Below are 24,318 nucleotides of genomic sequence, written 5' to 3'. Positions count from 1 at the left end.
CCAGTCGCGAACCTGCAGACCCCGCTGCTAGCGTCGATGGTGCCGTCGTCGAAATCCTGGGCGGCACCATCTCGGGGAAGGAAAGAACGTGGTCGCCTCAGCAGATCGGCGTCCACCTGCGTCCCCGGACGTAGCTATCCCCAGCTATCTCCCTCTCGTACTGGTCAATCTCGCGACGCTGTTCTCGGCGATCGGCAACGGTATCGCCATCGTCGTGCTCCCCTGGCTGGTTCTCGAACGAACCGGTAAGGCTACCGACGCGGCGATAGTTGCCGGCGCAGCAGCCATTCCGCTACTCGTGTCGAGCCTGTTTTCGGGGACATTCGTCGACAAGTTCGGACGCCGTCGAACGTCGATGATTTCCGACGCTCTCTCCGCGATGTCCGTTGCAGCGATTCCGATCATCGCGGCCACCGCGGGCTTGACGATCCCGGTGATCGCGGCGTTGGCCGCACTCGGCGCCGTGTTCGACCCCGCCGGAATGGCGGCGAGGGAGTCCATGCTGCCTGCAGCGACTCGGACCGCCAAGTGGAAGCTCGATCGAACCAACAGTGTGTACGAGGCCAACTTCAACGTCGCGTATCTGATCGGCCCTGGCATCGGCGGTGTCCTCATCGCAACGATCGGAGCGGTGAACACGCTCTGGGTCACGGCGGCAGGTTTTGTGTTCTCGATAGTCGTGGTCGCCTTCATCCGGCTTCCCGGCGCCGGAGTGCCCGAACACGAACACCGTCCGAAATCGATCTGGCACGGCACACTCGACGGTCTTCGGTTCGTCTGGAACAACAAACTGCTGCGCACCCTGGCGCTGATCGACATGGCAGTCGTCGCGCTCTACATGCCTGTGGAGAGTGTCGTGTTCCCGGTGTACTTCACAGAGTTGGATCAACCGGCCCAACTCGGATCGGTGTTGATGGCCTTGGCGATCGGCGGCATCATCGGCTCTCTCGCCTACGCCCCACTGGCGCCGATCATGTCCCGGCGGCTGATCATGATTTTTGCCGTCGCCGTTCTCGGCATAGCGATGCTGGCCATGGCGCTCCTACCTCCACTGTGGGTGATCCTCGTACTTGCCGGACTGCAGGGCCTCGTCTACGGACCAGTCGGCCCGATCGCCAACTACGCCATGCAGACGCACAGCCCGGAGCACATGCGTGGACGCGTCGTCGGTGTCATGACGTCGACGGCCTACGCCGCAGGCCCGCTCGGCTACCTCGCGGTCGGCCCGCTGCTCGATCAACTCGGAATCGCGTCGACCTTTGTGGCCCTGTCGATTCCGATCATCCTGATCGCCGCAGTCTGTGCCTCTCTGCCGGTGCTTCGCGAACTGGATCGTCCGCGGCACTCGACCGACGTCAGTTGAACCCCATCACGTCGTTGCCCCAGGCGACGCGCAATCCGTGATCGGGGTCGCTGACGAGGGTGTCGGCGGAGTCGATCAACAGCGTCGACCGCTTCTCTTCCTCGTACGGCGCCCAGTGCTTCGAGCCGTCGAGGGCCGCCGGCACTGCATGCCTGGCGAAGGCCAACCATCGCCGTTGGATACGGCCGGCCACCTCCATCGCGGCCTTCCGACCGCCGAGCCAGAACGTGGGGTCGACGTTCAGGGTTCCGAAATTGCCGAATACATAAGGTAATTCGGTCGCGTGGCCCGCGCCGATCCGCGCCGCCTTGAGCATCGGCGTCGCGTGATCGAAGCGGTAGACCCATGTAGGGGAATGCCTGCAGTGCGCGTCTGCGATCCAGAGGGTCGGCATGCGAAACGCAGCGTCCCGTGACAGTGCCAGCGCGCCACTCGGTTTCGCATGGTCAGGGTAAGCCGACATGATCTCGGCAAGTTTGGTCGCGGAGATGTCGGGGTGATCGTCGGCCAGTAATTGGAGCATTGCCTCGACGGACTGCGCACTCACCGGCATCAGCGGAGACTTCATGAACTTGAAGATCGACGCCTCGTCCTTGTTGGAACCGATGATCAGTGGGATTCGGTGCGCGTAACCCTTCTGGAAAGCCGCAACCGGGTAGTGCGGCACCAGATCGCGATCGACAACGGGTGCCATCGCCAAAGTTCCCGGAATCCGGGTCGGAATTTCGTTGACCAAATCATCGCTTGCCTTGACGAGCAGTTCCAGATCCGTGGTCAGCAGATCGCCTGCGTCTTCGGGGTCGATCGAGAGCAGTTCGAGAAACCGCTCTGCAACGGTCTTGGCGCGCTCGGCCCCGTAGACAGAGGTCGCGGGAGGACTCTGGGCAATCGCACGATGGAACAGACCTTCGGCGCTCGGACAGGTCATGAGCGTCGTGATGGATCCTGCGCCGGAGGACTCCCCGAACACGGTCACCGCACTCGGGTCACCACCGAAGGCGTCGATGTTGTCTCGAACCCATTCGAGTGCCGCAATCTGGTCTCGCAGACCACAGTTCGACTCGAAAACGGTATCCGCGGTGGAAAATGCAGACAAGTCCAGGAACCCGAGTGCGCCGACGCGATAGTTGAAGGAGACGAGAACGACGTCACCGGTTTCAGCCAGATGACGGCCATCGTAGATCGTTTGGGCGGCGGATCCGAGGCAGTAGGCGCCGCCGTGAATCCACACCATCACCGGTCGCGGCGTGGCGTCGGGTCGCGGGGCCCAGACGTTGATCGACAGGCAGTCCTCGTCGATTTTGAAGGCCCGATCGATCGGAACCGCCGGACTCTGGCCTTGCGGCGCGATCGGCCCGAACTCACGACAGTCGCGCACCCCGTCCCACGGCTGTGCGGGTTGTGGCGCTCGGAACCTCCGCTCACCCACCGGCGCCGCTGCGTAGGGCATGCCCTTCCACGCGAATACACCGCCATCCGGATACCCGCGGGCTTCTCCGCCTCGCGCCCGGATCACCAGAGTTCCGTCCTCGCCGAGATTTGGTCGAACGTCGGTCTCCATGTCTGAATCCCCTCCCGACCCGCGCGTGTGGCAATCAAGACCAAACCTACCAATCTCGGACGGGTGTGCGCCGAGTACGCAACCCCTCGGTGTTAAGGTCGCCTAGTTCTGACACGGGGTGCTCCGCATGGGCGGGGCTGAGAACACACCCGGGAACCTGATCAGGTAATGCTGACGAAGGGATGTCATGGCTACTACGCAGCCTGCATACAATTCTGCCGAAAACTCGGTGGCCACAGCGCCGTCGACGGATCGGTTCACAGATCGACTCTGGGCCGAGACGAAGGCCCTCCGCGAGTCGATCGACTCACTGGAGTTCCTCCGCCGCCTCGGCGACGGAACATTGCCTCTCGACGCGTTCCGCACGTACATCGAGCAAGACAAGCTTTATCTCGAGGGGTATTCGAAAGCGTTGTCCCTGGTCGCGGCCCATGCCCCGGATCCGCAGTCCGCGGGCTTCTGGTCGAATTCCGCGTCCACGGCAGCGACAGTGGAATCTGCGCTTCACGACGGACTTCTCACCGGTGGAATTCTTCCAGCGGGATCGGGAAGGCTCGAGCATTCGCAGGCCTGCCTGGGATACGTCTCGTATCTGACGGCGACTGCAGCAACTGCGCCTTACCCGGTCTCCGCAGCGGCAGTACTCCCCTGCTTCTGGATCTACGCCGAGGTCGGCCGCGATCTTGCCGCTTCAGCGCGCGAGGTACTCGACGCCGATCCGTCGCATCCGTACGCACAGTGGGTCACGACCTACGACGCACCCGAATTCCACGAGTCGGTGGCGCAGGCCCGCGTACTGGTCGATGCTGCGGCCGAAGCTGCCACCGAGACAGAGCGTGAGGCGATGAGTGAAGCATTCCGCATCGCCAGCCGCTATGAGCTGATGTTCTGGGATTCCGCACTCCACCAGCAGCCTTGGCCGGCGTCGTGATGTCGTTTGCGGCGCTGCGCCGCACGCTTGCCACGTCTGCCGCGATCGCAGCCGCGTTCACAGTTCTGACCGGATGCGCCTCTGACACCGGCTCTTCCGACGGGACCATTCGGTTCGCACTCGACTGGACACCGAACACGAACCACACCGGTTTGTACGTAGCACTCCAAGAGGGCTACTTCGAGGACGCCGGCCTGGACGTCTCGATCCTGCCGTACAACAACACCTCGCCCGACACCCTGGTCGATGCCGGCAATGCGGAGTTCGGCATCAGCACACAGAGTCAGGCCACGTTCGCCCGTGCAGCCGGCGCCGCCACGACGTCCGTCATCGCGCCACTTCAGCACCGCGCCACCGGCATCGGCGTGAAGGCGGATCGTGCGGACATCACGCGCCCACGTGATCTCGACGGGAAGACGTACGCCGGGTTCGGCGATCCCGGCGAAGTCGAAACGCTGCAGCAGATCATCCGCAACGACGGCGGGACCGGGAACTTCACGACGGTCACGCTCGGAACTTCCGCGTACGAAGCCGTGTACTCGGGCCAGGCAGACTTCACCGTCTCCTACTTTGCTTGGGAAGGCCTCGAAGCGGAGCGAAACGGAACTCCGATGCGGTACTTCCAGTACACCGATTACGGCTTCCCCGATGCATATTCGATCGTGATCAACGGCAACCAGCAGTGGTTGAAGGACCATCCCGACGAGGCACGCAAGTTCGTCAAAGCCGTTCAACGCGGATATCAGACTGCTGCCGACAACCCGGACCAGGCCGCGCAGGATCTCATCGACGCGAACCCCGGAGCATTCACCGACGAAGACCTCGTGCGTGAGAGTCAGCGGATGCTCGCCGCCGACTACATGAAAGACGCCAACGGTGTTGTGGGCGCCCAGAATCTCGAAACCTGGTCGGGCTACTCGGGATTCCTCTTCGAGAACGGATTGCTCGCCGGACCCGACGGGAAGCCGTTGACCCAGAAGCCGGACTGGTCGGAGTACTTCACCAATGAGTATCTCGACGCGTCCTGACGTGAGCGGACGGTTGGTCTCGACCATGCGGCGGGCGCTTCCCGCGCTCGCCGTGGTGGTGCTCCTCGTGGCGGCGTGGCAGATCTACGTCGAGATCAGTGGGATTCGGCCGCAAGTACTTCCGTCTCCGGGGCGCGTTTTGTCCCAGGGGTGGGACAACCGCGAGATCATCTCCGGCCACGCCTGGTCGACATTGCAGGTCACGTTGGTCGGCTTCACTGTTTCATTGGTGTTGGCCTGGATTCTTGCTGTGGTCGTGGACTTTTCGCCGTGGTTGTCACGCGCGCTGGTACCACTTTTTGTCGTCTCGCAGACGCTGCCGATCATCGCCATCGCGCCGCTGATGATCATCTGGTTCGGCTTCGGGCTGTTGCCGAAGGTGTTGGTGATCGCCCTTGCGACGTTCTTCCCCATGACCATCGGACTCATCGAGGGATTTGCCGCGGCCGATCGGGAAGCGGGCGCTCTCCTGCGCAGTATGGGCAGCACTCGCTGGCAGGAGTTCCGATACGTTCGCCTTCCTTCGGCAATTCCGCGATTCTTCACTGCCCTGCGCATCGGCATCACGTATGCGGTCGTGGGTGCGGTGTTCTCCGAATACGTCGGCGCTACTTCCGGTTTGGGTATCTACATGAGCACCCAGAAGAACTCCTTCCGCACCGACCTGGTGTTGGCGGCCGTACTGGTGACCGCGTTGATCAGCGTCACGCTGTACTTGCTGACGTTCGCCATCGAGCGCATCGTTGCACCATGGGCGATGAACGAAAGGTCGCGGACATGACTGACCCGATGGTCGAGGATGCAATGGTCGAAGTCCAGGACCTGACCAAGAGGTTCGACACGGCCGGAGAATCGCGTCTCGTGCTCGATTCGGTGTCCTTTGGCGCCGACGCGGGCGAATTCGTGTCGGTGATCGGGCCGAGCGGCTGCGGCAAGAGCACGATCTTCAACGTCCTGGCCGGGCTCGAATCCCCGACCGCGGGTTCGGTCCGTGTGGGCACGCGCGCAACGGAATCCGAAGCAGCCGCCGAGGTGCACACCGCGTACATGCCGCAGAAGGATCTTCTGTTCCCTTGGCGCTCGGTACTGGACAACACGGCCCTCGGTTTGGAAGTGCAGGGAGTCGGCAAGAAGGAAGCACGCGAGCGCGCTCGCGAGTTGTTCCCGGCGTTCGGACTGTCCGGATTCGAGGACGCCCGGCCGTCACAGCTGTCCGGCGGCATGCGCCAGCGAGCGGCGATGCTGCGCACCGTTGTTCAGGGCAAACCTGTCCTGCTGCTCGACGAGCCGTTCGGCGCACTGGACTCGTTGACCCGCACCGAGATGCAGGCCTGGCTGCAAGACGTGTGGCAGCAGTACCGGTGGACCGTGCTGATGATCACCCACGATATTCGTGAAGCGATCTATCTGTCCGATCGCGTGGTCGTTCTGTCGGCGAGGCCGGCAACGGTCAGGTGCGTCGTCGACGTTCCCTTGCCGAGGCCACGCGAACTGGACATGATCACCTCGCCCGAGTTCGCCGACGTCGAGCGTGAACTGCTTGCCGTTCTCCACGACGAGACGCGCAAGTCGCTACACCCCTAGCGGTTACTGACAATGCGCTGAGAGCGCGCCGATTTCACCTGCCGTTCAAGAGAAAGTGCATCGCAACGGTGCAACTTCGCGTAGGATGTCGCGGCGCGTTCGCCCAAAACGCCTTAATATCAGCAAGATCCGAACGCTCGACACGCAATCCGTCAACGCTGCACAATTCTCTGTACTCTTCGGTAACGTACACTCGGTCGCCTACGAGACCAACGGCCAGAAGGTAACTGGACGGTAAAGCGGAATCGTGGAGGCACAGTCATCGCAACAGATTTGGAAAGGGACAGCGTGAGCACACTGCAGTCAGGTCAGAGCCTCGGAGTCGGCCAGGAACTCAAGTCCGACAACGGCGCATACACCCTCACCTTGCAGGACGACGGCAACCTGGTTCTGTCCGAGGGCGGACAGGCTGTTTGGGCCGCAGGCACCAACGGATCCGGCGCCAACCGCGCCGAGGTGCAGGCTGACGGAAACTTCGTCATCTACAAGGACTCCGACGCCGTGTGGGCATCGCAGACCGCAGGCAACGACGGTGCCTCCCTCTCGGTTCAGGACGATCGCAACGTCGTTCTGTCCGCCGGCGGAAATGCTCTGTGGTCTTCGGACACTGCAATCGCAGCGCCGGCCGCCGAGGTTGCCCCGGAGCCCGCTCCGGCACCCGAGCCCGAGCCTGCCCCCGCCGCTCCGGCAGCGCAGAGCTACACCGTCGAAAGCGGCGACACCCTGTGGGCGATCGCAGAGCGTTTCTACGGTGACGGCAACCAGTACCAGCGCATCGCGGATGCAAACGGCATCCCGAACCCGGATCTCATCAACGCCGGTCAGGTACTGACGATCCCCGCCTGATTCACTGCTTGACCTGGCCCTGGGTGCCGACGTCCGCGTCGACACCCAGGGCCTTTTGTGTTCTACGCCACACAGATTCGCGTCCCGCCCAGCAGGCCCTGATACTCCATTGCGGCATCTTTTCGCCTACAGTACTTCCGTACTGCTCCCGAAGGACAGGTGTGCATGAAAGACAGAACAGTCATGATCGGCGCTGTCGCAGTGGCCGCTCTTTCTCTGACATCAGGCCTCGTTTTCGGCGGAGCAGCCGGCGCATTCGGTGCCGGCGGCCCTGTGGTGAAGCCTCCCACTCTGGTCTCGTCGGTTTCCGTGGAGTCCGTCGCCGGGATCGAACCGGCCGCGTTCTACAGCTCGGTTGCAGTCCCCACGGTTGTCATCCCGCCGACGCCGACCTGGCGAATCGCCGACGAGACGACCGCTCCTCGCAATCAGCCGCTTGTGGTGACCGCGACAAGCACGAGCTCCGCCACCTCGACTACGACGGCCACCAGTACGACAACACCCGTCTCATCCACCACAACTGCGTCGGCTACCGCGACCTCGTCACCGACCGCGACGGCCACAACCACCAAGACCAGCACCACCCCCGTTGTCACGACCGGATCCACGCCGCCCGTCGTCGAGGTCTCGCCCGTTCTCGCCGGATAACCCTCGCTCTTTCGCCCGCACACCGCCTGGCGTGACGGCGGTTACAGGCACACTTCAGTCGCCGCTCTCGAATAACCGATCTACCTGCAACTACCTTCCTCGCCGTCACGGTTCGTGGTCCGCTGCAATCCGGTCGACCGGAAAAGGACAGCAGCATTGTCGGAGCCTCGCGATACCGTATAGGTCTGAGCTTTTGCGGAAGGAGGTGGCTGATGAGCGCAATGGGCTTCGATCTCGATGTCAGTGTCGACCGGGCGTGGGCAGAATTTCAACGTCGCCTCGGCGATCACATTTCCATCATGGTCGACGGCGACGTTCTTGCCGTGGAATCGTCCACCGGCGACTTCGATCCAGCTGACGGCGCAGCGCCATGCGTTCAGTTCCTCGTGTGGGACGAGAACACAGTCCGCTGCGAGGTTCCTTCCAACGACTTCCTTCATCCGCGCTATCGACTCGAAGATGCCGACGAACAAAAGTTGATCGCACTCGGCTGGAATCCGCCTTCCGAGAATCTGGAGGATCCGAACAACTCCCCCGCCTTCTGCGTCGACAAGGCGCAGAACTGGGCCGATCAGCTCGCAGCGATGACTGTCGCTGCATTCCGTGATGTGTTCGGTGTGCAGCACCCGGCTTTTCTATCCAGCGATCTCACCGGCAACGAGCAGACTCCGGATTTCGATCCGTCGGTCGTCGAGTCGACAGAACTTCCGACACTCGACCCCACCGCGGCCTACATGCCCAACGACATCGACCACCTCAAGGAGTTGGTCACTCTCGCTTTGCTTCCCATGCTCGGCACTCTTCCCGAGCGAGACAGCGACGGCGACATACCCATTCGTGTCGGTTCGACTGTCATGTTCGTCGGTCCACTTTCCGAGTCCATGGACGTGCAGTTGTTCTCCCCGCTCGTTCAGGACATCAGCAACCGCACCCGTGCAGCCGAGGTCATCGCCGATCTCAACCGCAAGTGGTCGCGCATCAAGTTCGTCTTGATCGACGACCGTCTGTCGGTGTTCCTCGAGGTGGCGGGTTCGCCATTCGTTCCCAAGCAACTCACCGATACGTGCGCCGCCCTGACGTCGTTCCTGCGTACCGTGGACGACGAGTTCGCCGCACGCGTCGGCGGAGACCTCTTCTTCGCGAACAAGAGCGGTGACTCCTCCTCGCTGCAGCCCGATCTGACGGCCGAGGACCTGCCTCCCGAACTCGAGACCCTGCTGCACCTCGATCTGGACGTGGCCGAGGATCTCGACGCGGTAGCCGATGTCTGTGGTCGTGATCGCGATCTGATTCTTCAGCTCCTCCACATCAGCAACGAATGGCAGATTCAGCTGCGCAGTCAGGCTGTGGACGCCCACAGTCGCGGAGACGCCGAAGAGGCTGCGGGATACGAGGATCAGGTCGGCGGGTGGGAACTCATGGTCGACCGTCTGCGAGGGGCCTTGCGACTGGTGGTCCTACCCAATTCTCGAACCGAGACGCCGGCAAAGCCGCAACCTGAGCAAATGGGCTTGTTCGCCGATCCCTTGCAACAGAGCCTCTTCGACGATCCGTCCTGACAACACGGATCGCCTTTCCCGCTATTCGAAGTGGGATTTGAAGATCTGTCCGTGGACGCCCACGGTTCGATCGACAACCTGCGAGACCGTGAAATCGGCTGCGGCAGAAAGATAGGCGTAGGCCGTCGCTCGATCCATTCCGCGATCATGCTCGAGGAAGTCGAGCGCGTTGACCACCGCGCGCCGCATGGCGCCGTTGAGGTCACTGTTCTGCCCATCGACCGAACCGTTGGGGTCGGACAGGCCGATCGGAATCCAGGCCTCCTCGGTCTCAGCGAACGGGTATCCGAAAGCCACCGATGGAGCGTCACCGGAATCCTTCTTACACACGCTGAGTCGGAACGTGCCGCGCAGCGATCCTTCCATCGCGGTCAACGCTGCCTCACCGTCTCCCATCGCCATGTGGGGGTCACCGACGTAGAACAGGGCGCCTTCGGCAAAGACCGGCAGATAGAAGGTTGATCCGACACCGAGATGCCTGATGTCGATGTTTCCGCCGCCCAGCGTCGGAGGAATGGAGTTCGACGACGAGGATGTCGGGTCGGCATCCGAGGAATAGGCAACTCCCATCATTCCCATGAAGGGCCGCAGGGGAAACCGCACCTTCGACTGTCCGAAAGGCATCACGCCCTTGCCGTCTTCGATCGCCGTGAAAGTGGAAACACCGCCGTACTTCAACGGGTCCTTTGTTGCGCGCCCGTCTGTGGCGACCGGCGGCATGACTTCGTCCAGAGTGATTCCCGCTGGAGCGGTTCCGTCTGCTGTGACGGCGAGAGCGCCCTTGCCGTGTCTGCTCGACACAACGCCGTACGGCACGCGGGGAATGGCTTCGAGAGTCTCGATCTTGAGTACGTCTCCAGGCTGGGCGCCTTCGACGAAGACCGGGCCGGTGACGACGTGCGGTCCGTCCTTGTCGAAGTTTCGTTCGGTTCGGTTGTATTCGGCCGCAACGGCAATCGCATCCTCGAGCACGTCCTTCTCGGAAACGCCTTTGCTACCGAAGTATTCGAGAGGATTGCGCCCTTGATCCTCGAGAATTCCCTCGTGCGAGAGGGCGTCGATCGTGACGGTCTGGCCCGACTTCATCCGCATCACCTCGCGGGTGTGGATGTTGGGCACATAACCCCACATGACGTCCGACGGATCCGAACTCAGATAGTGATCGCCACTGACGTTTCCGCTGCCCGGTTGCAGAATCGGAATGCCATCGGCGAACGGTAGTGCAGAGGAGGACGATCCAGCCGGTGACGCGTTCGAGTGCGCGCATCCCGAAGCCACACCGGCAACTCCTACGCCCGCACCGAGGGCAGCGACTGCCCTCATGAATCCGCGTCGGCCAAGACCTTTCGTCAGGTCTTCGGCTGCGTTGCGGGCAAGAGTGTATTCCATCGAGATTCCTCCGGAGTGCGTGACGATGTGCGACTGCGAAGAAAGCTAGACCCGATTTGTTACTCGTTCATTACCATTTCATGGCAAGGAAATACCGCTGACTGAGAATGAATTCAGCGACGGCGAAGCCGCCAGAGCGAGGTCGTCTCTCGTGCCCGGGCAGCGTGAAGCGCATCGGTTCGGTCACTGACCTTTGCGTGCGTCGGTTTGACGTCCATGCGATCGACAACAGTGAGCCCACCGGCCGCAATCAGATCGTGCAGTTCGGATCGCGTTCGGAGACCGAGGTGTTCGGCAATGTCCGAGAGGATCAGCCACGCTTCTCCCCCGTCGTCCAGATGCGCTGCGACACCAGTCAGGAAGCCCTTCAGCATCGCTCCAGCGGGGTCGTAGACGGCGTATTCGATGGGCGAGGTGGCCTTGGCCGGAATCCAGGGAGGATTGCAGACCACCACCGGAGCGGTGCCTTCGGGAAAGAGGTCTGCTTCCACCACGGTCACCTGATCGCCGTAGCCAAGCCGCGAGAGGTTGCTACGAGCGCATTGCAGTGCCCGGGGGTTCTGGTCGGTGGCCGTCACCGTCTGAACTCCACGCCGCGCCAGGACGGCAGCAAGAACGCCGGTGCCGGTGCCGATGTCGAAAGCCGATTCCGTCGACGGCAGTGGCGCAGACGCGACAAGATCGACATACTCCCCGCGGACGGGTGAGAACACTCCGAAGGCGGGATGCACTCGTGCGTCGAGAGCCTCGATGAAAACACCTTTGCGGTGCCACTCGTGAGCGCCGATCGCGCCGAGGATGTCACGCAACGAGCGAACCGAAGGCTCACCGGTAATCCCGAAAGCTTCGGTCAACGCGACTTGCGCGTCCGGGGCTCGCCGGAGTGGAATCGACAGATCTGCATCCAAGGGAATGAGCAGCATGCCGAGGATCTGCGCGCGGCGTCCTTGGGTCTGCCGGTGGAGATGGAAGGCTTTGGCTGGGTCGTCGGACGCTCGGCGCGGCTTGCGGTCAATGCGCGACGCGACGGCCTTCGACAGTTGGCGAGCGTTCTGAAAATCTCCGCGCCACAACAACGCCGTGCCTTCGCATGCCAAGCGATAGGCGTCGTCGGCCTTCATCGTGTCGTCGGCGACAACGATGCGCTTGGGCACCGGGGCGTTGCTCGTCGAACCCCAACGGGCCGATTGCTCGACGTCGTTCTCGGTCCACACTGCGAATTGTTCAGTCATGTAAGCCCTTCCGGCGTCCGACGCATAGCGGCCGGTCTACCGGCTGATGTGGTCCAGATCTGCAAAATCTGCTCGTCTGGTGTCCACACTAGTCGGGACCGGCCGCGCTACATGACTGCGAGAGGGATGTCAGCCCTTGGCGACGCGAGCTGCCTCGGCGATCCGAGCCTCGGCGACCGCGTCAGCAGCCTCGCCGGCGAGGATTCCGTCGTTCTTCGACTTCGCGAAGATCTCGGTGACCGTGTCGAAGATCTTCTCGACCTTGAGCTTGACCTCTTCGGCCGAGTTGCCCTTCAGCTCGCCGGCAACCTGGATGAGGCCGCCGCCGTTGGCGACGTAATCGGGGGTCCAGGTGATGCCGCGGTCGCGGAGGATGTTCTCGACCTCGGGCACGGTGAGCTGGTTGTTGGCAGCGCCGCAGACAACCTCGGCCTTGATCGAGCGTGCGGTCGTGTCGGTGAGTGTTGCGCCCATCGCACACGGTGCGTAAACGTCGAGATCAGCGTCGATGATGCTGTCGACGATGCTCACCTGCGGGAAGTCCGCCTTGACACGGTCGAGCGCTGCGGCGTTGACGTCGGTCGCGAGAACGGTTGCGCCGTCTGCGAGGAGGAGCTTGATCAGCTCGTAGCCGACCTTGCCTGTGCCCTCGACACCAACAGTCTTGCCTGCGAGCGACGGAGTGCCCCAATGCGACTGTGCCGCGGCGCGCATCGACTGGAATACGCCGAGGGCCGTCATCGGAGCGCTGTCGCCGGAACCGCCGACCGTAGCGTTGCGGCCGACGACGAAGTCGGTGTTACGACCGATGATGTCGAGATCGTTGGAGTTGGTTCCGACGTCACCAGCGGTGATGTAGCGGCCGCCGAGGGTCTGGACGAATTTTGCGTAGGCGCCGAGCAATTCGTCGGTCTTGGCCGTTGCGGGGTCGCCGATGATGACGGCCTTGCCGCCGCCGAGGTCGACGCCGGCAACCGCAGCCTTGTAGGTCATGCCGCGCGAGAGGCGCAAAACGTCTGTGACTGCGGCAGATTCGTCGGAGTACGGGTAGAAGCGCGTTCCGCCGAGCGCGGGACCGAGCGTCGTGGAGTGGATGGCGACGATGGCCTTGAGGCCGCTCGCGGGATCCTGGAAGAAGCTCACCTGCTCGTGGGGGTAATCGCGCAGGTAGTCGGCGCGATCAAACACGCCCGCAGTGTCGTCATGGGAAACAACGGAGTTCACGGGCTCGGCGGTGAGAGTCATTGTGGGATAGACCTTTCCGAAGAATTACGGGGTGCAGTCGAAATATTGGGGCGAAGTGTTCATTGGGTACTATTGGGACAAATAACCCAAAGAGAATCCCGCTGAGCAATTCGTGGAACCAATGCTCTGCCTGAGTTACGATTTGGTCAATGCAAATCTCTTGAACTAGTCAATTCGATCATCCAGTGACTCAAATCACTGAGGAGAGGTTCACAAAGTGCTCAGCATCGACAAGCTCGACGTCCAGTTGCTCGGACTGCTCAGCAAGGACTCGAGGATGAGTGTGGCCGAGTTGGCCAACTCGTTGGGCGTCGCCCGCAACACCGTCCAGTCGCGAATGAAGCGCATGGAATCCAACGGACTTCTCACCGGGTTTCGGCCGAATCTCAATCTCCCCGAGGTCGGTATCCCGATTCAGGCATTTGTCGGTCTGGAACTCGAGCAGGGCAAGATCAGCGCAGTCGCGCGGAGTCTGACCGAGTTGCCCGAGGTGATCGAAATTCACGCGACGACCGGTCGCGAGGATTTGCTCGTTCGCGTCGCCACCTCGACGCACGCGGCCCTGCAGAAGTTGGCCGAGCAGATCGTGTCACTTCCAGGCGTCACGCATTCGACCACGACCATCGCTCTGACCAATCCCCTTCCGTATCGAATTCAGCCTCTCCTCGAGCACCTCACCAATGACGCCGGCTGGGGTCGTTCGACCGCCTTCCCCCGTCAGCAGGACTAGGACGGGTGGTCGCGTCGATGCTTCCCAGTGCGCTAGTTTCATGGTTATGAGTGAGATCCAGGGACAGCGCATCGCGTTCATTCAGGCGACGTGGCATCGCAACATCGTCGACCGTGCACGCGACGGATTCACCGACGCGATCGTCGAGCTCGGCTACTCCAAGGACACGGTTGATTTCTTCGAGGTACCGGGAGCTTTCGAGATCCCGCTGCATGCTCGGCGGTTGGCCAAGACCGGCCGCTACCAGGCCATCGTTGCCGCAGGTCTGGTCGTCGACGGCGGTATCTACCGGCATGACTTCGTGGCGACGGCTGTCATCGACGGTCTGATGCGCGTGCAGCTCGACACCGACGTTCCGGTTTTCTCGGTGGTCTTGACGCCGCATCACTTCCACGAGCATGCCGAGCACGTCGAGTACTTCAGCACGCATTTCGTGAAGAAGGGCGCCGAGGCTGCTCGCGCGGTCGACGCCACCGTCAAGTCGTTGAAGGCCCTGCCCACCAGCTAGTCGTTACCCAAGTCTCGCTGAGTCGAATGCCATCGACTCAGCGAGATTTTTTGTGTCTATCGAGGGGTGACGACGCTCGCCAGTGCAGAGGCATTCGAGTCGTCGACTTCGCCGTAGCGGTCGACGCATTGCTGGAAGAAGTCCCGCATCTCGGTGATTACAAGCGCATGACTGAGAAGAGACTTTTCGAGTGAATCGGCACCACCGGTGGCCTTTTGGGCAAACTTGCCAGCCATGTCTTTTCCCGACTGAAGTGTCCCAAAGCAGTCCAAGGCAGTAAGTCTGTTCAAGTTGCCTGCCATGTCTTGCAACTCGGCAAGAAACCCCTCACACGCGACGGCAAGCTGTGCTGCAACATTTGGGTCGAGGTCAATGCTGTGGGCACTTGGAGTTCGCCAGGTATGGGTCTCAGACATTAGATCCTCAATTCGGCCGATAGAACACGTGTTTAACTGGGGAGACGTTGATCGAGCAGGTTCGCGTAATATTGCGTGAGCTCGCATGTCGACCCTTCGGGCTTAAGAGCAAGTTTGGTATCGACGCTGAGCCAAATCGCCCCCTGCGCAGCAGGCAAGGCGACGAAACATCTGACAAGGTCGGCGTCCGCCTGAAGATGGAACTCGACGCCGTCTCGCTGGCCGATCGTCACGGGCTTGAATCCCACGTAGTTCGGATTCTGTTTGGTGGTCTCGATGGAACTTTCGGTCGAAAAAATCGACAAGTAATACCAGGACTCAGTCCACGAACAGATTTTCCAACCCGGCTGCTCGACGCCGGCGATATCAACTTCCTCGGTAGCCGGATCAAGCCCCACTTCTTCCAGAACCGAGTCCGGGATGTCCTTGCACGGATCGAACAAACCCTCTTGGCCGGATGCAGGCTCAGCCGCCCCCTCCACGACTGAGCTGCATCCTGCCGCAGCCCACACCAACACCCCAGCCATGAGCAGTCGCCCAACCCCCACCGACCCCCGCATGACACCCCCTGTTGATGTGGACCCACTGTATTGGATGCACCGGAGGCTCGATCGGTTCCCGCAATCTTGAAATTCCCAGTTCAGGTTCGCCGGTTCACTCAGAGCGCATCTTCAGCGATTGACGCTCAGCTCAGCAGTCGCATACTGGAGAGGTTGACTACGACTTCGGGAAGGCACCGAGTGAGCGCACCGAAAGCCCCGGCCAAACCAGCGATCCTCAGCGTCGACGACGATCCTGGTGTTTCGCGTGCCGTCGTTCGAGACCTCCGCAAGCGGTACGGCGAGAAGTACCGAATCATTCGCGCGGAGTCCGGCGACCAGGCTCTCGAAACCTTGCGTGAAATGAAACTTCGCGGCGATGCAGTCGCTGTGATCGTCGCCGATTACCGCATGCCTGGTTTGAGTGGAATCGAGTTCCTCGAACAGGCAATGGACCTGTATCCCGTAGCTCGGCGCGTTCTACTGACCGCGTACGCCGATACTGATGCTGCGATCGACGCCATCAACGTCGTCGACCTCGACCACTACCTCCTCAAGCCTTGGGATCCCCCGGAAGAGAAGCTGTACCCCGTCATCGATGCGCTGCTCGATGCCTGGGCAAGTTCGAGTCATCACCCCGCCGAGGAAACCAAGGTGATCGGCCATCGTTGGTCCGAGCGATCATCCGACGTCCGAGAGTTCTTGGCACGCAACCAACTTGCCTATCGCTGGTACATGTCAGACGAGCCGGAAGGCCAACGACTGCTCTCGGCTGCCGGTACCGACGAACTGCGGCTTCCCGTCGTCATCGCATCCAATGGGGATGTCCTTGTCGAGCCCACTGACGCCGAACTCGCCGACAAACTCGGGTTGAGTACCACCCTCTCCGAAGACTTTTACGATCTCGTTGTCATCGGCGGCGGCCCTGCGGGTCTGGGCGCTGCTCTGTACGGCGCTTCGGAGGGACTTCGGACGGTCCTCATCGAACGGCGGGCGACTGGCGGTCAGGCCGGCCAGAGTTCACGAATCGAGAACTACCTCGGCTTCCCCGACGGAGTGTCCGGCGCACAGTTGGCCGATCGGGCGAGGCGCCAGGCAACCAAGTTCGGCGCCGAGGTCATCACCGCGCGAGACGTCACCGGTTTGGAAATCAACGGCTCGGCCCGCACAGTGCGTTTCGACGACGGTTCGTCGGTCGACGCCCATTCGGTCATCTTGGCGACCGGTGTTTCCTATCGCCAACTGTCGGCGCCGGGGCTCGATACCTACACCGGCCGAGGGGTTTACTACGGATCGGCCGTCACCGAAGCTGCACGGTGCAGCGAGCAGGATGTGTACATAGTCGGCGGCGCCAATTCGGCAGGGCAAGCTGCGGTCTATCTCTCCCGCGGAGCTAGGTCCGTCACCATTCTCATTCGCGGCAACTCGCTCGAAGCCTCGATGTCCTACTACCTGATTCAGCAGATCGAAAAGAATCCGAAGATCACCGTGCGCACGTGCACGGAGGTAGTCGGCGCTGAGGGTGACGATCACCTCGAACGAATCACACTGCGTAACAGAGCCACCGGAGAAGAAGACACTGTCAATGCTCAGTGGTTGTTCATCTTCATCGGAGCCGCTCCCCTCACCGACTGGCTCGGCGACGTGGTGGTCCGCGACGGAAATGGCTTCGTTCTTGCCGGCCCGGACCTTCCGTCCGAAGGCGTCACCCCGGACGGGTGGCCGCTCGACCGCGCACCACATCATCTCGAAACCAGTGTCCCCGGAGTGTTTGTCGCCGGGGACGTACACGCCGAATCGGCCAAGCGCGTCGCGTCGGCCGTCGGAGAGGGCGCGATGGCCGTGATGTTCGTCCACCGCTATCTCGCTCAACAATAGGGAGATTCGATGTCCATTCCTGAATGCAGCCCAGACTTGCTTCGCACCCTGTTCCTGTTCGAGAAGCTCACCGACGATCAGCTCGAATCACTCTGCCAGGCAGGCCATATCACCGAGATCGATCGAGGTCAGGTCTACCTCGAAGGCGAGCCTGCCACCTGCTTCTACGTCCTCATCGAGGGCGAGGTGGTGCTGTCCAAGCTGTCGGGCGGCGAAGACATCGAGATCAACAGGACCACCCAGCGCGGCGTCTACTCGGGAGGCTGGACGGCGTATCTCGGCGATCGTGTACCGCAGGTCTACGCGGGGTCGATGCGAGTGACGACTCCTTCGACGTTTTTCGTCCTGGACGCCGACAAGTTCGGCAACGCGATGCGCGAGTGGTTTCCGATGGCGGTACATCTACTCGAGGGTGTCTTCTTCGGCAAGAAGAACACCCAGCAGATCATCGACCAACGAGAACGACTCCTTGCACTCGGATCACTGTCGGCCGGATTGACTCACGAGCTCAATAACCCTGCAGCCGCGGCGGTTCGAGCGACAGCCTCTTTGCGCGAGCGTGTCGCAGGTATGCGTCACAAACTGGGAATGGTTGCATCGGGCACCTACGACCGCGATGCCCTCGTCACTCTCATGCGACTTCAAGAGGAAGTTGCAGAGGTTGTCGCCAAGGCGCCGACGCTCACTCCCCTCGAAGCCTCCGATCGGGAGGATTCGTTGGGTGAATGGTTCGAGGATCATTCGATTCGAGAAGGTTGGGACCTGGCTCCGACCTTCGTGCAGGCTGGACTCGACACCGCTTGGCTCGAGAACGTTGCTGCAGCCGTTGACGAGTCCGTACTCGAAGGCGCGATTCGCTGGCTGAATTACACCATCGAATCCGAACTCCTGATGAACGAGATCGCCGACTCCACAACGAGGATCTCGACGCTCGTCGGTGCGGCCAAACAGTATTCACAGATGGATCGCGCTCCCTTCCAGACCATCGATGTCCACGAATTGCTCGACAGCACGTTGATCATGTTGGGGCAAAAGATCGGAAGCGGAATCGAAGTCGTCAAGGAGTACGACCTTGCGTTGCCTCCGATCGACGCCTACGCCGCCGAACTCAATCAGGTGTGGACCAACCTGATCGACAATGCGGTGTCTGCCATGGACGGATCGGGAACACTCACCGTTCGGACAAGCCGCGATGGCGACCGCGTGTGCATCGAGATCTGCGACACCGGCGCCGGGATTCCCGATGACGTCATCGACAGGATCTTCGAACCCTTCTTCACGACTAAGCCTGTCGGTGAGGGAACCGGTCTCGGCCTTGATATTTCGTGGCGAATTGTGGTCGGCAAGCATCGTGGTGAGCTGCGGGTCACGTCTGAGCCCGGTAACACCCGGTTCAGAGTTTTGTTGCCAATCGCGGGCCCACCGCGGGACACGCGCGACGACTAGTCGCCCTTGCACGGCCGGTAGGCAAAGCGCACGATGAAATGACCGACTTCAGTCAGCGAGAGGGTGGACCATGACCGACGGACTTCCAGCGGGGATCGATCCGAGCGTGCCGCCCAGTGGCGCGGGATGCGTCGAATGCGATGCGAGCGGCGGTTGGTGGGTGCACCTGCGTCGATGCGCGCAATGCGGTCACGTGGGGTGTTGCGACTCCTCACCGTCACAGCACGCGAGCAAGCATGCGGCCGCGACAAAGCATCCGTTGATGCAGAGCTACGAACCCGGTGAGGATTGGTTCTGGAGCTTCGAAACCAACGAGGCGTACGACGGACCTGAATTGGCGGCGCCCACTTCACATCCCGTAGATCAGCCGACGCCGGGGCCTAAGGGTCGTGTCCCAGCCGATTGGCAGCAACACATCCACTGACTCAGTTCGGTTGGTCGATCGACCTCAAAGTCGAGGCGTTCGACGACTCCTGATCCAATGCGTTGTCGATGCAGGCTTGAAACTGAGCCTGCATTGCCTCCACGACCGCGATATGACTCGCCAACACATCGACGAGCGCATCGTGGCCACCGACGGCCTTCTCCTCGAACTTAGCCTGTAGCGCCTGTGCGGATCCTAGGGTTCCAAACCCTGTCAATTGACCGAGTAGTGCGGCGGAGTTCAGTGCTGCCTCGAACTGCGCGCGGAGTTCAGCGCAAGCCGCGATCAGCTCGCCGGCGACTTTGGCATCGAGATACAAATTCGACATGTGACTCCTGTGTTCGAGGGTGTAGCTGCAATCAGGACCGCTGTCACGGGAGCAATGGAATCACTGTCTCGGCAATTCGTTCCACCAGCGTGCACGGCGTCTCGGCGCGCGCCGCACCGACCTTGGCGCCGACGCGGATCATCGCGGTGGATTGAGAGGTCGCGAACGCGACGTTGCAAGCAGAATCTGTTTTGTCATTGCGTTCCTGGTATATCAGGACTTCGCGCCCGGCGATTTGGGCTCGATGAAGGTCGCGCATGACTGGATTCTGTTCGACCTCTACGAGCGGATGATCGGTCGATGTCAGAGACAAGAAGTACCACCCACCGTTCCACGAGCAAATGTTGAAACCATCGATATGCGTGTCAACGATGTCAACCTCTTTTGTTGCCGGGTCGACTCCGACTTTCTCCAATTCCTCATTGCCGAGAACCTCACACGGATCAAACATCCCAATGACATCGACAGGGAAAGCCTCACCGTCGACCGTCGACGAACAACCCCCAACCAACAGCGCGGCCGCGACCAAGACCACTGCACCCCTCACTCCCACAGCACTCCCCCTCATTCGCTGCCCGGACACTCCAGCGACACTTCGCTGCCTCAATTTGGCAGGTCGACCGACCTCAAAGTCGAGACGTTCGACGACTCCTGATCCAATGCGTTGTCGATGCAGGCTTGAAACTGAGCCTGCATTGCCTCCACGACCGCGATATGACTCGCCAACACATCGACGAGCGCATCGTGGCCACCGACGGCCTTCTCCTCGAACTTCGTCTGAAGCGCTCGACCTGATGCGAGCGTCCCTAAACCACCAACCCAACTCAGTTTCGCAGCAGCAACAGACAAATGCTCCAACGTCATTTGGTATTCGCCGCATGCCGTAACTAGCAATCGCGCCGTGTCCGGATCCAGCGAGAACGAAACCTCGGCCCCGGAGTCCTCATTTGAACTCATGCGTAGCACCACCTTCATCAAGCGAGCGATTCATCTGGGGAGCTCCGGGAAGAGTTTGTCGGTAATCGTCGACGCGAGGCCACACGGATCGATCGGCGTCTCACCGAAATCTGGGGCGATCCGAACGATCAGCACCCCCTGATTGGTCGTCCAAGCTACTGAGCAAATCTGTCCGGTCGCATCGTCACGCTGCCCGAACTTGATAGCAGGGCCGCCATGAACATTCGCAGCCCTTACATCGGCATTGTTGGTGTTCGCTTCGACTTCGTCGAGAGTGTGGTCTGTTGACCAGACGCTCAGCGAAATTCCCGTCCCATCCCATGAGCAGATTTCAAATCGTGGAATCTGAACTCCAAGAATCCCGCGTTCCTCAGTCGCCGGATCAACGCCGACATACCGCAAGGCGCTGTCGCCAATGCCGCTACAAGGGTCAAATAGCCCAACAGCCTCGTCGGCTCGTACTGCATGCCCCTCGACCGTCGAGGAACAACCCCCAACCAACAGCGCGGCCGCGACCAGGACCACTGCACCCCTCACTCCCACAGCACTCCCCCTCGTTCGCGACCCGCTCACAGTATTGGACGCTCCCCAGCACAGATCGGTTCCACGACATTGCATTCCGTTGCAACCCTTCACCCACGCCGATAATCGGCCTAACGTCGATCTACCAGGGGATTCACAACGAAGTGAGGTGCGGATCAATGAAGGCAGCACGGTTCCACGGGCAGAAAGACATCCGGATCGAAGAGATCCCTGAGCCCGAATTGCGGCCAGGAACAGTCAAGCTGAAGGTCGCATGGTGCGGAATCTGCGGCACCGATCTCCACGAGTACCTCGAGGGACCGATCTTCATCTCCGCACCCGGACACCCGCATCCACTCTCACACGAGAATGCGCCGGTCACGATGGGCCACGAGTTCTCCGGCACCGTCGAAGAGGTCGGCGAAGGTGTCACGGACGTCGAGGTCGGTGAAAATGTTGTCGTCGAGCCGTACTTCGTCTGCAACGAGTGCGCCCCGTGCAAGGCGGGCAACTACCACCTGTGTACGAAGATGGGGTTCATCGGCTTGGCCGGCGGCGGTGGCGGACTCAGCGAGAAGGTCGTCGTCGACCGTCGCTGGATCCACAAGATCGGCAACATCCCGCTCGACGAGGCAGCTCTCATCGAACCGTTGAGCGTCGCCCATCACGCCGTCGTACGCAGTGGAGCCGAAAGCGGCAACGTCGCCATCGTGGGCGGAGCCGGACCGATCGGACTCCTCGTTGCGGCAGTCCTCAAGGGTCTGGGTGTCACGACGATCGTCACCGAACTCAGCGAGGCCCGCAAAGCCAAGGCCCTCTCCAGTGGAGTCGCCGACTACGTCATCGATCCCACCACCGAAGACGTCAAAGCGCGCGTCCTCGAACTCAGCGGAGGCATCGGCGCAGACATCGGTTTCGAGTGCGCAGGCGTCAACGCAGTACTCGACACCATGCTCGACACGGTCAGGCCTGCTGGAGTTGTTGTCAACGTGTCGATTTGGGGCAAGCCCGCGACCATTGACATGCAGAAGCTGGTCCTCAAGGAAATCGACCTACGCGGAACCATCGCGTACGTACGCGACCATGAAGCGGTCATCAAGATGGTCCAGGACGGTGTCGTCGATCTGGCGCCATTCATCACCGGTCGTATTCAGCTCGAAGAATTGATCTCCGAAGGATTCACCACTCTGATCGAGCACAACGACACTGCAGTCAAGATTCTCGTCAGGTCGTAACCGGACGGGGCACCTCCGGGCCCACCGCAGTCAGGGACCCAGGTGCCCGCCCTTTGCCCCATCCGATCTTCTCTCGGTAGCGGCCGATGTGATCGTCCTCGATCACATCGGCCGTTTCCAATGGTGTGGATTGCGGATGCACATACAGCGCATCCGTCGGGCAATATGCCTCACACATGAAGCAGGTCTGGCAATCCGATTGGCGCGCAATCACCGGGACGCCCGACGGCGTCCGATCGAAAACATCTGTAGGACAAACGTCTACGCACTTGTCGCAGCCGATGCAGTCAGGCGCGGACACCAGCTCGATCATGACGCCACCAGTGCAGACCCGACAGATTCAGAAGTCCGGGTCCACACCGAATCCAAACCGCCGGTGAGGACGTGATGGTGCTGCGTCACATCGAGTTCGGGATAATCGTCTCGCTTGCTCATTCCCCGAGTCTCGGTCCGCGCCAACGTCGAGTGGTACATCCAGCGACCGACGGCCGTGATCGCGGCAGCCTGCCGCGCCGCCATCCGACCTGCTGGATCCGCGCCCAGATCCGACCTCACTGCACCCCACAGCGATTCGAGCTCACCGAGCGCTGCGGATACTCGATCACCGCTGCGGAGGTAGTTCTTGTCGAAGGGAATCAGCTGCGCCTGAGCAGCTTTCACCACATCGTCGGCAGCAAACCCGGTTCGTGCCGGATTACGCAATCCGACGGTTCCGGCTCCGCGTAGACCACTGGTAGCCCCGCGTCCGACCGACAGCGCATAGCGCGCAGCACCGATTCCCGCCCATGAACCAGAGGACATCGCCCACGCGGCGTTGTGACTTCCCCCGCCGGTAAACCCTCCGCAGATTCGCTCTCGGGTCGCTGCGTCCCCGGCGGCAAACAGACCTGGAACGGATGACGCGCAATCGTCGTCGACGACGTTGATTCCCCCAGTGCCGCGCACCGTGCCTTCAGCGAGCATGCCGACCTCGAATTTGTCGGTGAAGGGATCGATTCCGCGGCGATCGAATTGAAGGAAGAAGTTGGGTTGCCCCAGCCTCATTCGACGCTGCACCTCGGCGTCGGCCCGATCGATCTGCGCGAACACGGGCTCGTTCCGCAACGTGCTGGCGATGACGGACCTCCCCTTCGCCGAACCGGCCCCTTCGAGCACTCTTCCGTCTGCGTGGAAGAACGTCGCGTACGCGTAGTAAGCCGTCTTGGTGATCGTCGATCCGGCCGCTGCGATTCCGTACGCGTTGGAGAACTCCATCCCAGAGAACTCCGCTCCGACTTCGGCTGCCATCAATGCACCGTCACCGGTATCGACGTTGGTACCCAACGCACCGGACAGAAACGCACAACCTCCGCTGGCGACCACTACCGCGCCTGCCGAGACTCGGTAATCCTGTTGCTCGTGGCGTTGGTAGCCCGCCGCTCCGCGAACTCGCCCGGCGTCGTCCACCAACAACTCCAGCGCCGGCGAATGATCGAGGATCCGCACACCGGTTCGACGAATCCAGGTGCGCATCCGTCGCATGTACTCAGGCCCCTGCAAGCCGGTGCGGATCTGCTTGCCCGTGCTGGAGTCGACGGGGAACGGATATCTGCCCTCCACCGCGAGGAGATCCATGTTGGAGTAGGTCTGCTCGAGGACGCGGTCCATCCAATGGTGGTCGGCAAGATATCCGCCGAGCGCCTCACGACCGGCCTTTGCCCGCTCACGGGCAGTCGTATCCGGTTCGACGTACCAAACACCCGTTCCGGAGGGGGCCGTTGCGCCGCTCGTTCCGCAGTAGCCCTTGTCGACCAGGACGACGTCTGCACCGGCTTTGGCCGCGCGCAACGCTGCCCACGCGCCGGCGGGGCCACCACCGATCACCAATACATCGGTGGAGAGTTCGAGGACGTCCGTCACTGGCCAGCTCCTGTCAGAGGTCTACGCAACACTTCTGTTGCCGTAATATT

General features: G+C 61.5%; 26 protein-coding genes and 1 riboswitch. Of the genes, 14 read left to right on the top strand and 12 right to left on the bottom strand.

Annotation, left to right across the window (positions count from 1 at the left end; genetic code table 11):
- Window positions 1-136: 136 nt before the first annotated feature.
- Window positions 137-1,363 carry an MFS transporter gene (locus ABH939_RS25505; RefSeq protein WP_039972654.1) on the top strand — a complete coding sequence of 409 codons (1,227 nt, stop codon included), beginning with the start codon at window positions 137-139 and terminating at the stop codon, window positions 1,361-1,363.
- On the opposite strand, the gene ABH939_RS25500 is transcribed toward ABH939_RS25505, so the two are convergent.
- A complete protein-coding gene (locus tag ABH939_RS25500) occupies window positions 1,356-2,924 on the bottom strand; it encodes a carboxylesterase/lipase family protein (RefSeq protein ID WP_030536828.1) in 1,569 nt (522 codons plus the stop codon). The two genes, ABH939_RS25505 and ABH939_RS25500, sit on opposite strands and share 8 nt — an antisense overlap.
- A 104-nt stretch (window positions 2,925-3,028) precedes the next feature.
- Window positions 3,029-3,124, top strand: a riboswitch (TPP riboswitch).
- On the opposite strand from ABH939_RS25500, the gene ABH939_RS25495 reads away from it, so the two are divergent.
- The 7 genes from ABH939_RS25495 (at window position 3,112) to ABH939_RS25465 (ending at window position 9,520) form a co-directional block, all read left to right on the top strand.
- Complete coding sequence (locus ABH939_RS25495) at window positions 3,112-3,855, top strand: TenA family protein (RefSeq protein ID WP_007726090.1); 744 nt, start codon at window positions 3,112-3,114, stop codon at window positions 3,853-3,855. It overlaps the preceding riboswitch by 13 nt.
- Window positions 3,855-4,883 (top strand): ABC transporter substrate-binding protein, encoded by a 1,029-nt coding sequence (locus ABH939_RS25490; protein WP_030536827.1) that lies wholly within the window; start codon window positions 3,855-3,857, stop codon window positions 4,881-4,883. The genes ABH939_RS25495 and ABH939_RS25490 overlap by 1 nt, the downstream gene beginning before the upstream one ends.
- A complete protein-coding gene (locus tag ABH939_RS25485) occupies window positions 4,861-5,664 on the top strand; it encodes an ABC transporter permease (protein ID WP_003941393.1) in 804 nt (267 codons plus the stop codon). Before ABH939_RS25490 ends, ABH939_RS25485 begins: the two co-directional genes overlap by 23 nt.
- 8 nt (window positions 5,665-5,672) lie before the next feature.
- Window positions 5,673-6,467: an ABC transporter ATP-binding protein gene (locus ABH939_RS25480; protein ID WP_404650361.1), complete on the top strand. Its 795-nt coding sequence runs from the start codon at window positions 5,673-5,675 to the stop codon at window positions 6,465-6,467.
- A 288-nt stretch (window positions 6,468-6,755) separates the two neighbouring features.
- Window positions 6,756-7,313, top strand: coding sequence for a LysM peptidoglycan-binding domain-containing protein (locus tag ABH939_RS25475; protein ID WP_404650340.1), 558 nt, complete (start codon window positions 6,756-6,758; stop codon window positions 7,311-7,313).
- Between the two features lie 165 nt (window positions 7,314-7,478).
- On the top strand, window positions 7,479-7,961 hold the full coding sequence (locus ABH939_RS25470) for a hypothetical protein (protein ID WP_003941346.1): 483 nt from the start codon (window positions 7,479-7,481) through the stop codon (window positions 7,959-7,961).
- A gap of 212 nt (window positions 7,962-8,173) precedes the next feature.
- Window positions 8,174-9,520, top strand: a complete 1,347-nt coding sequence (locus ABH939_RS25465; RefSeq protein WP_047270244.1) for a T3SS (YopN, CesT) and YbjN peptide-binding chaperone 1 — start codon at window positions 8,174-8,176, stop codon at window positions 9,518-9,520.
- Between the two features lie 21 nt (window positions 9,521-9,541).
- Here ABH939_RS25465 and ABH939_RS25460 read toward each other — a convergent pair whose 3' ends face one another.
- The 3 genes from ABH939_RS25460 to ABH939_RS25450 all read right to left on the bottom strand — a co-directional run bounded on the left by ABH939_RS25460 (window position 9,542) and on the right by ABH939_RS25450 (window position 13,386).
- Window positions 9,542-10,909: an acetamidase/formamidase family protein gene (locus tag ABH939_RS25460; protein ID WP_404650339.1), complete on the bottom strand. Its 1,368-nt coding sequence runs from the start codon at window positions 10,907-10,909 to the stop codon at window positions 9,542-9,544.
- A 113-nt stretch (window positions 10,910-11,022) separates the two neighbouring features.
- Window positions 11,023-12,141, bottom strand: a complete 1,119-nt coding sequence (locus ABH939_RS25455) for a methyltransferase (protein WP_404650338.1) — start codon at window positions 12,139-12,141, stop codon at window positions 11,023-11,025.
- Window positions 12,142-12,270: 129 nt separating this feature from the next.
- Window positions 12,271-13,386, bottom strand: coding sequence for a Glu/Leu/Phe/Val dehydrogenase (locus ABH939_RS25450; protein WP_007726076.1), 1,116 nt, complete (start codon window positions 13,384-13,386; stop codon window positions 12,271-12,273).
- A gap of 217 nt (window positions 13,387-13,603) precedes the next feature.
- Between ABH939_RS25450 and ABH939_RS25445 the strand changes: the two genes are divergently transcribed.
- On the top strand, window positions 13,604-14,116 hold the full coding sequence (locus ABH939_RS25445) for an Lrp/AsnC family transcriptional regulator (RefSeq protein ID WP_003941343.1): 513 nt from the start codon (window positions 13,604-13,606) through the stop codon (window positions 14,114-14,116).
- A 46-nt stretch (window positions 14,117-14,162) separates the two neighbouring features.
- Window positions 14,163-14,624 (top strand): 6,7-dimethyl-8-ribityllumazine synthase, encoded by a 462-nt coding sequence (locus ABH939_RS25440; RefSeq protein ID WP_404650337.1) that lies wholly within the window; start codon window positions 14,163-14,165, stop codon window positions 14,622-14,624.
- Between the two features lie 56 nt (window positions 14,625-14,680).
- On the opposite strand, the gene ABH939_RS25435 is transcribed toward ABH939_RS25440, so the two are convergent.
- Both ABH939_RS25435 and ABH939_RS25430 read right to left on the bottom strand, forming a co-directional pair.
- Complete coding sequence (locus ABH939_RS25435) at window positions 14,681-14,860, bottom strand: hypothetical protein (RefSeq protein ID WP_404650336.1); 180 nt, start codon at window positions 14,858-14,860, stop codon at window positions 14,681-14,683.
- 212 nt (window positions 14,861-15,072) lie between these two features.
- A complete protein-coding gene (locus tag ABH939_RS25430) occupies window positions 15,073-15,567 on the bottom strand; it encodes a DUF3558 domain-containing protein (protein WP_218695626.1) in 495 nt (164 codons plus the stop codon).
- 213 nt (window positions 15,568-15,780) lie between these two features.
- Between ABH939_RS25430 and ABH939_RS25425 the strand changes: the two genes are divergently transcribed.
- From ABH939_RS25425 to ABH939_RS25415, 3 genes are all read left to right on the top strand, one after another.
- Window positions 15,781-17,457, top strand: a complete 1,677-nt coding sequence (locus tag ABH939_RS25425) for an FAD-dependent oxidoreductase (protein WP_003941369.1) — start codon at window positions 15,781-15,783, stop codon at window positions 17,455-17,457.
- A gap of 9 nt (window positions 17,458-17,466) precedes the next feature.
- Window positions 17,467-18,903, top strand: a complete 1,437-nt coding sequence (locus tag ABH939_RS25420) for an ATP-binding protein (protein WP_003941311.1) — start codon at window positions 17,467-17,469, stop codon at window positions 18,901-18,903.
- A 70-nt stretch (window positions 18,904-18,973) separates the two neighbouring features.
- A complete protein-coding gene (locus tag ABH939_RS25415) occupies window positions 18,974-19,327 on the top strand; it encodes a UBP-type zinc finger domain-containing protein (RefSeq protein ID WP_404650334.1) in 354 nt (117 codons plus the stop codon).
- A gap of 1 nt (window position 19,328) precedes the next feature.
- On the opposite strand, the gene ABH939_RS25410 is transcribed toward ABH939_RS25415, so the two are convergent.
- The 4 genes from ABH939_RS25410 to ABH939_RS25395 all read right to left on the bottom strand — a co-directional run bounded on the left by ABH939_RS25410 (window position 19,329) and on the right by ABH939_RS25395 (window position 21,137).
- On the bottom strand, window positions 19,329-19,655 hold the full coding sequence (locus ABH939_RS25410) for a hypothetical protein (protein ID WP_404650333.1): 327 nt from the start codon (window positions 19,653-19,655) through the stop codon (window positions 19,329-19,331).
- Between the two features lie 43 nt (window positions 19,656-19,698).
- A complete protein-coding gene (locus tag ABH939_RS25405; protein WP_257216585.1) occupies window positions 19,699-20,190 on the bottom strand; it encodes a DUF3558 domain-containing protein in 492 nt (163 codons plus the stop codon).
- 68 nt (window positions 20,191-20,258) lie between these two features.
- A complete protein-coding gene (locus ABH939_RS25400) occupies window positions 20,259-20,612 on the bottom strand; it encodes a hypothetical protein (protein WP_232816907.1) in 354 nt (117 codons plus the stop codon).
- A 30-nt stretch (window positions 20,613-20,642) separates the two neighbouring features.
- Entirely contained in the window at window positions 20,643-21,137 is a 495-nt protein-coding gene (locus tag ABH939_RS25395) for a DUF3558 domain-containing protein (RefSeq protein WP_404650332.1), read from the bottom strand.
- Window positions 21,138-21,313: 176 nt separating this feature from the next.
- Between ABH939_RS25395 and ABH939_RS25390 the strand changes: the two genes are divergently transcribed.
- Window positions 21,314-22,369 carry a 2,3-butanediol dehydrogenase gene (locus tag ABH939_RS25390; protein ID WP_003941279.1) on the top strand — a complete coding sequence of 352 codons (1,056 nt, stop codon included), beginning with the start codon at window positions 21,314-21,316 and terminating at the stop codon, window positions 22,367-22,369.
- On the opposite strand, the gene ABH939_RS25385 is transcribed toward ABH939_RS25390, so the two are convergent.
- Both ABH939_RS25385 and ABH939_RS25380 read right to left on the bottom strand, forming a co-directional pair.
- On the bottom strand, window positions 22,359-22,682 hold the full coding sequence (locus ABH939_RS25385) for a ferredoxin family protein (protein ID WP_007726052.1): 324 nt from the start codon (window positions 22,680-22,682) through the stop codon (window positions 22,359-22,361). The genes ABH939_RS25390 and ABH939_RS25385 overlap by 11 nt on opposite strands.
- On the bottom strand, window positions 22,679-24,268 hold the full coding sequence (locus tag ABH939_RS25380; RefSeq protein WP_404650331.1) for an FAD-dependent oxidoreductase: 1,590 nt from the start codon (window positions 24,266-24,268) through the stop codon (window positions 22,679-22,681). The genes ABH939_RS25385 and ABH939_RS25380 overlap by 4 nt, the downstream gene beginning before the upstream one ends.
- Window positions 24,269-24,318 lie beyond the last annotated feature (50 nt).

The sequence above is a fragment of the Rhodococcus sp. 27YEA6 genome, assembly GCF_044908235.1.
Lineage (GTDB): Bacteria > Actinomycetota > Actinomycetes > Mycobacteriales > Mycobacteriaceae > Rhodococcus_F > Rhodococcus_F qingshengii.
The sequence above is the reverse complement of the archived record's forward strand: the minus strand, read 5'-3'. Positions and strand labels throughout refer to the sequence as shown.

What these genes read in the sequence shown, in the direction of transcription:
- ABH939_RS25500 (WP_030536828.1), bottom strand. Translation starts at nt 2,924, where the DNA reads ATGGAGACCGACGTTCGACCAAATCTCGGCGAGGACGGAACTCTGGTG.
- ABH939_RS25495 (WP_007726090.1), top strand. Translation starts at nt 3,112, where the DNA reads ATGGCTACTACGCAGCCTGCATACAATTCTGCCGAAAACTCGGTGGCC.
- ABH939_RS25490 (WP_030536827.1), top strand. Translation starts at nt 3,855, where the DNA reads ATGTCGTTTGCGGCGCTGCGCCGCACGCTTGCCACGTCTGCCGCGATC.
- ABH939_RS25485 (WP_003941393.1), top strand. Translation starts at nt 4,861, where the DNA reads ATGAGTATCTCGACGCGTCCTGACGTGAGCGGACGGTTGGTCTCGACC.
- ABH939_RS25480 (WP_404650361.1), top strand. Translation starts at nt 5,673, where the DNA reads ATGGTCGAGGATGCAATGGTCGAAGTCCAGGACCTGACCAAGAGGTTC.
- ABH939_RS25470 (WP_003941346.1), top strand. Translation starts at nt 7,479, where the DNA reads ATGAAAGACAGAACAGTCATGATCGGCGCTGTCGCAGTGGCCGCTCTT.
- ABH939_RS25465 (WP_047270244.1), top strand. Translation starts at nt 8,174, where the DNA reads ATGAGCGCAATGGGCTTCGATCTCGATGTCAGTGTCGACCGGGCGTGG.
- ABH939_RS25460 (WP_404650339.1), bottom strand. Translation starts at nt 10,909, where the DNA reads ATGGAATACACTCTTGCCCGCAACGCAGCCGAAGACCTGACGAAAGGT.
- ABH939_RS25455 (WP_404650338.1), bottom strand. Translation starts at nt 12,141, where the DNA reads ATGACTGAACAATTCGCAGTGTGGACCGAGAACGACGTCGAGCAATCG.
- ABH939_RS25450 (WP_007726076.1), bottom strand. Translation starts at nt 13,386, where the DNA reads ATGACTCTCACCGCCGAGCCCGTGAACTCCGTTGTTTCCCATGACGAC.
- ABH939_RS25440 (WP_404650337.1), top strand. Translation starts at nt 14,163, where the DNA reads ATGAGTGAGATCCAGGGACAGCGCATCGCGTTCATTCAGGCGACGTGG.
- ABH939_RS25435 (WP_404650336.1), bottom strand. Translation starts at nt 14,860, where the DNA reads ATGGCTGGCAAGTTTGCCCAAAAGGCCACCGGTGGTGCCGATTCACTC.
- ABH939_RS25430 (WP_218695626.1), bottom strand. Translation starts at nt 15,567, where the DNA reads ATGGCTGGGGTGTTGGTGTGGGCTGCGGCAGGATGCAGCTCAGTCGTG.
- ABH939_RS25420 (WP_003941311.1), top strand. Translation starts at nt 17,467, where the DNA reads ATGTCCATTCCTGAATGCAGCCCAGACTTGCTTCGCACCCTGTTCCTG.
- ABH939_RS25415 (WP_404650334.1), top strand. Translation starts at nt 18,974, where the DNA reads ATGACCGACGGACTTCCAGCGGGGATCGATCCGAGCGTGCCGCCCAGT.
- ABH939_RS25410 (WP_404650333.1), bottom strand. Translation starts at nt 19,655, where the DNA reads ATGTCGAATTTGTATCTCGATGCCAAAGTCGCCGGCGAGCTGATCGCG.
- ABH939_RS25400 (WP_232816907.1), bottom strand. Translation starts at nt 20,612, where the DNA reads ATGAGTTCAAATGAGGACTCCGGGGCCGAGGTTTCGTTCTCGCTGGAT.
- ABH939_RS25390 (WP_003941279.1), top strand. Translation starts at nt 21,314, where the DNA reads ATGAAGGCAGCACGGTTCCACGGGCAGAAAGACATCCGGATCGAAGAG.
- ABH939_RS25385 (WP_007726052.1), bottom strand. Translation starts at nt 22,682, where the DNA reads ATGATCGAGCTGGTGTCCGCGCCTGACTGCATCGGCTGCGACAAGTGC.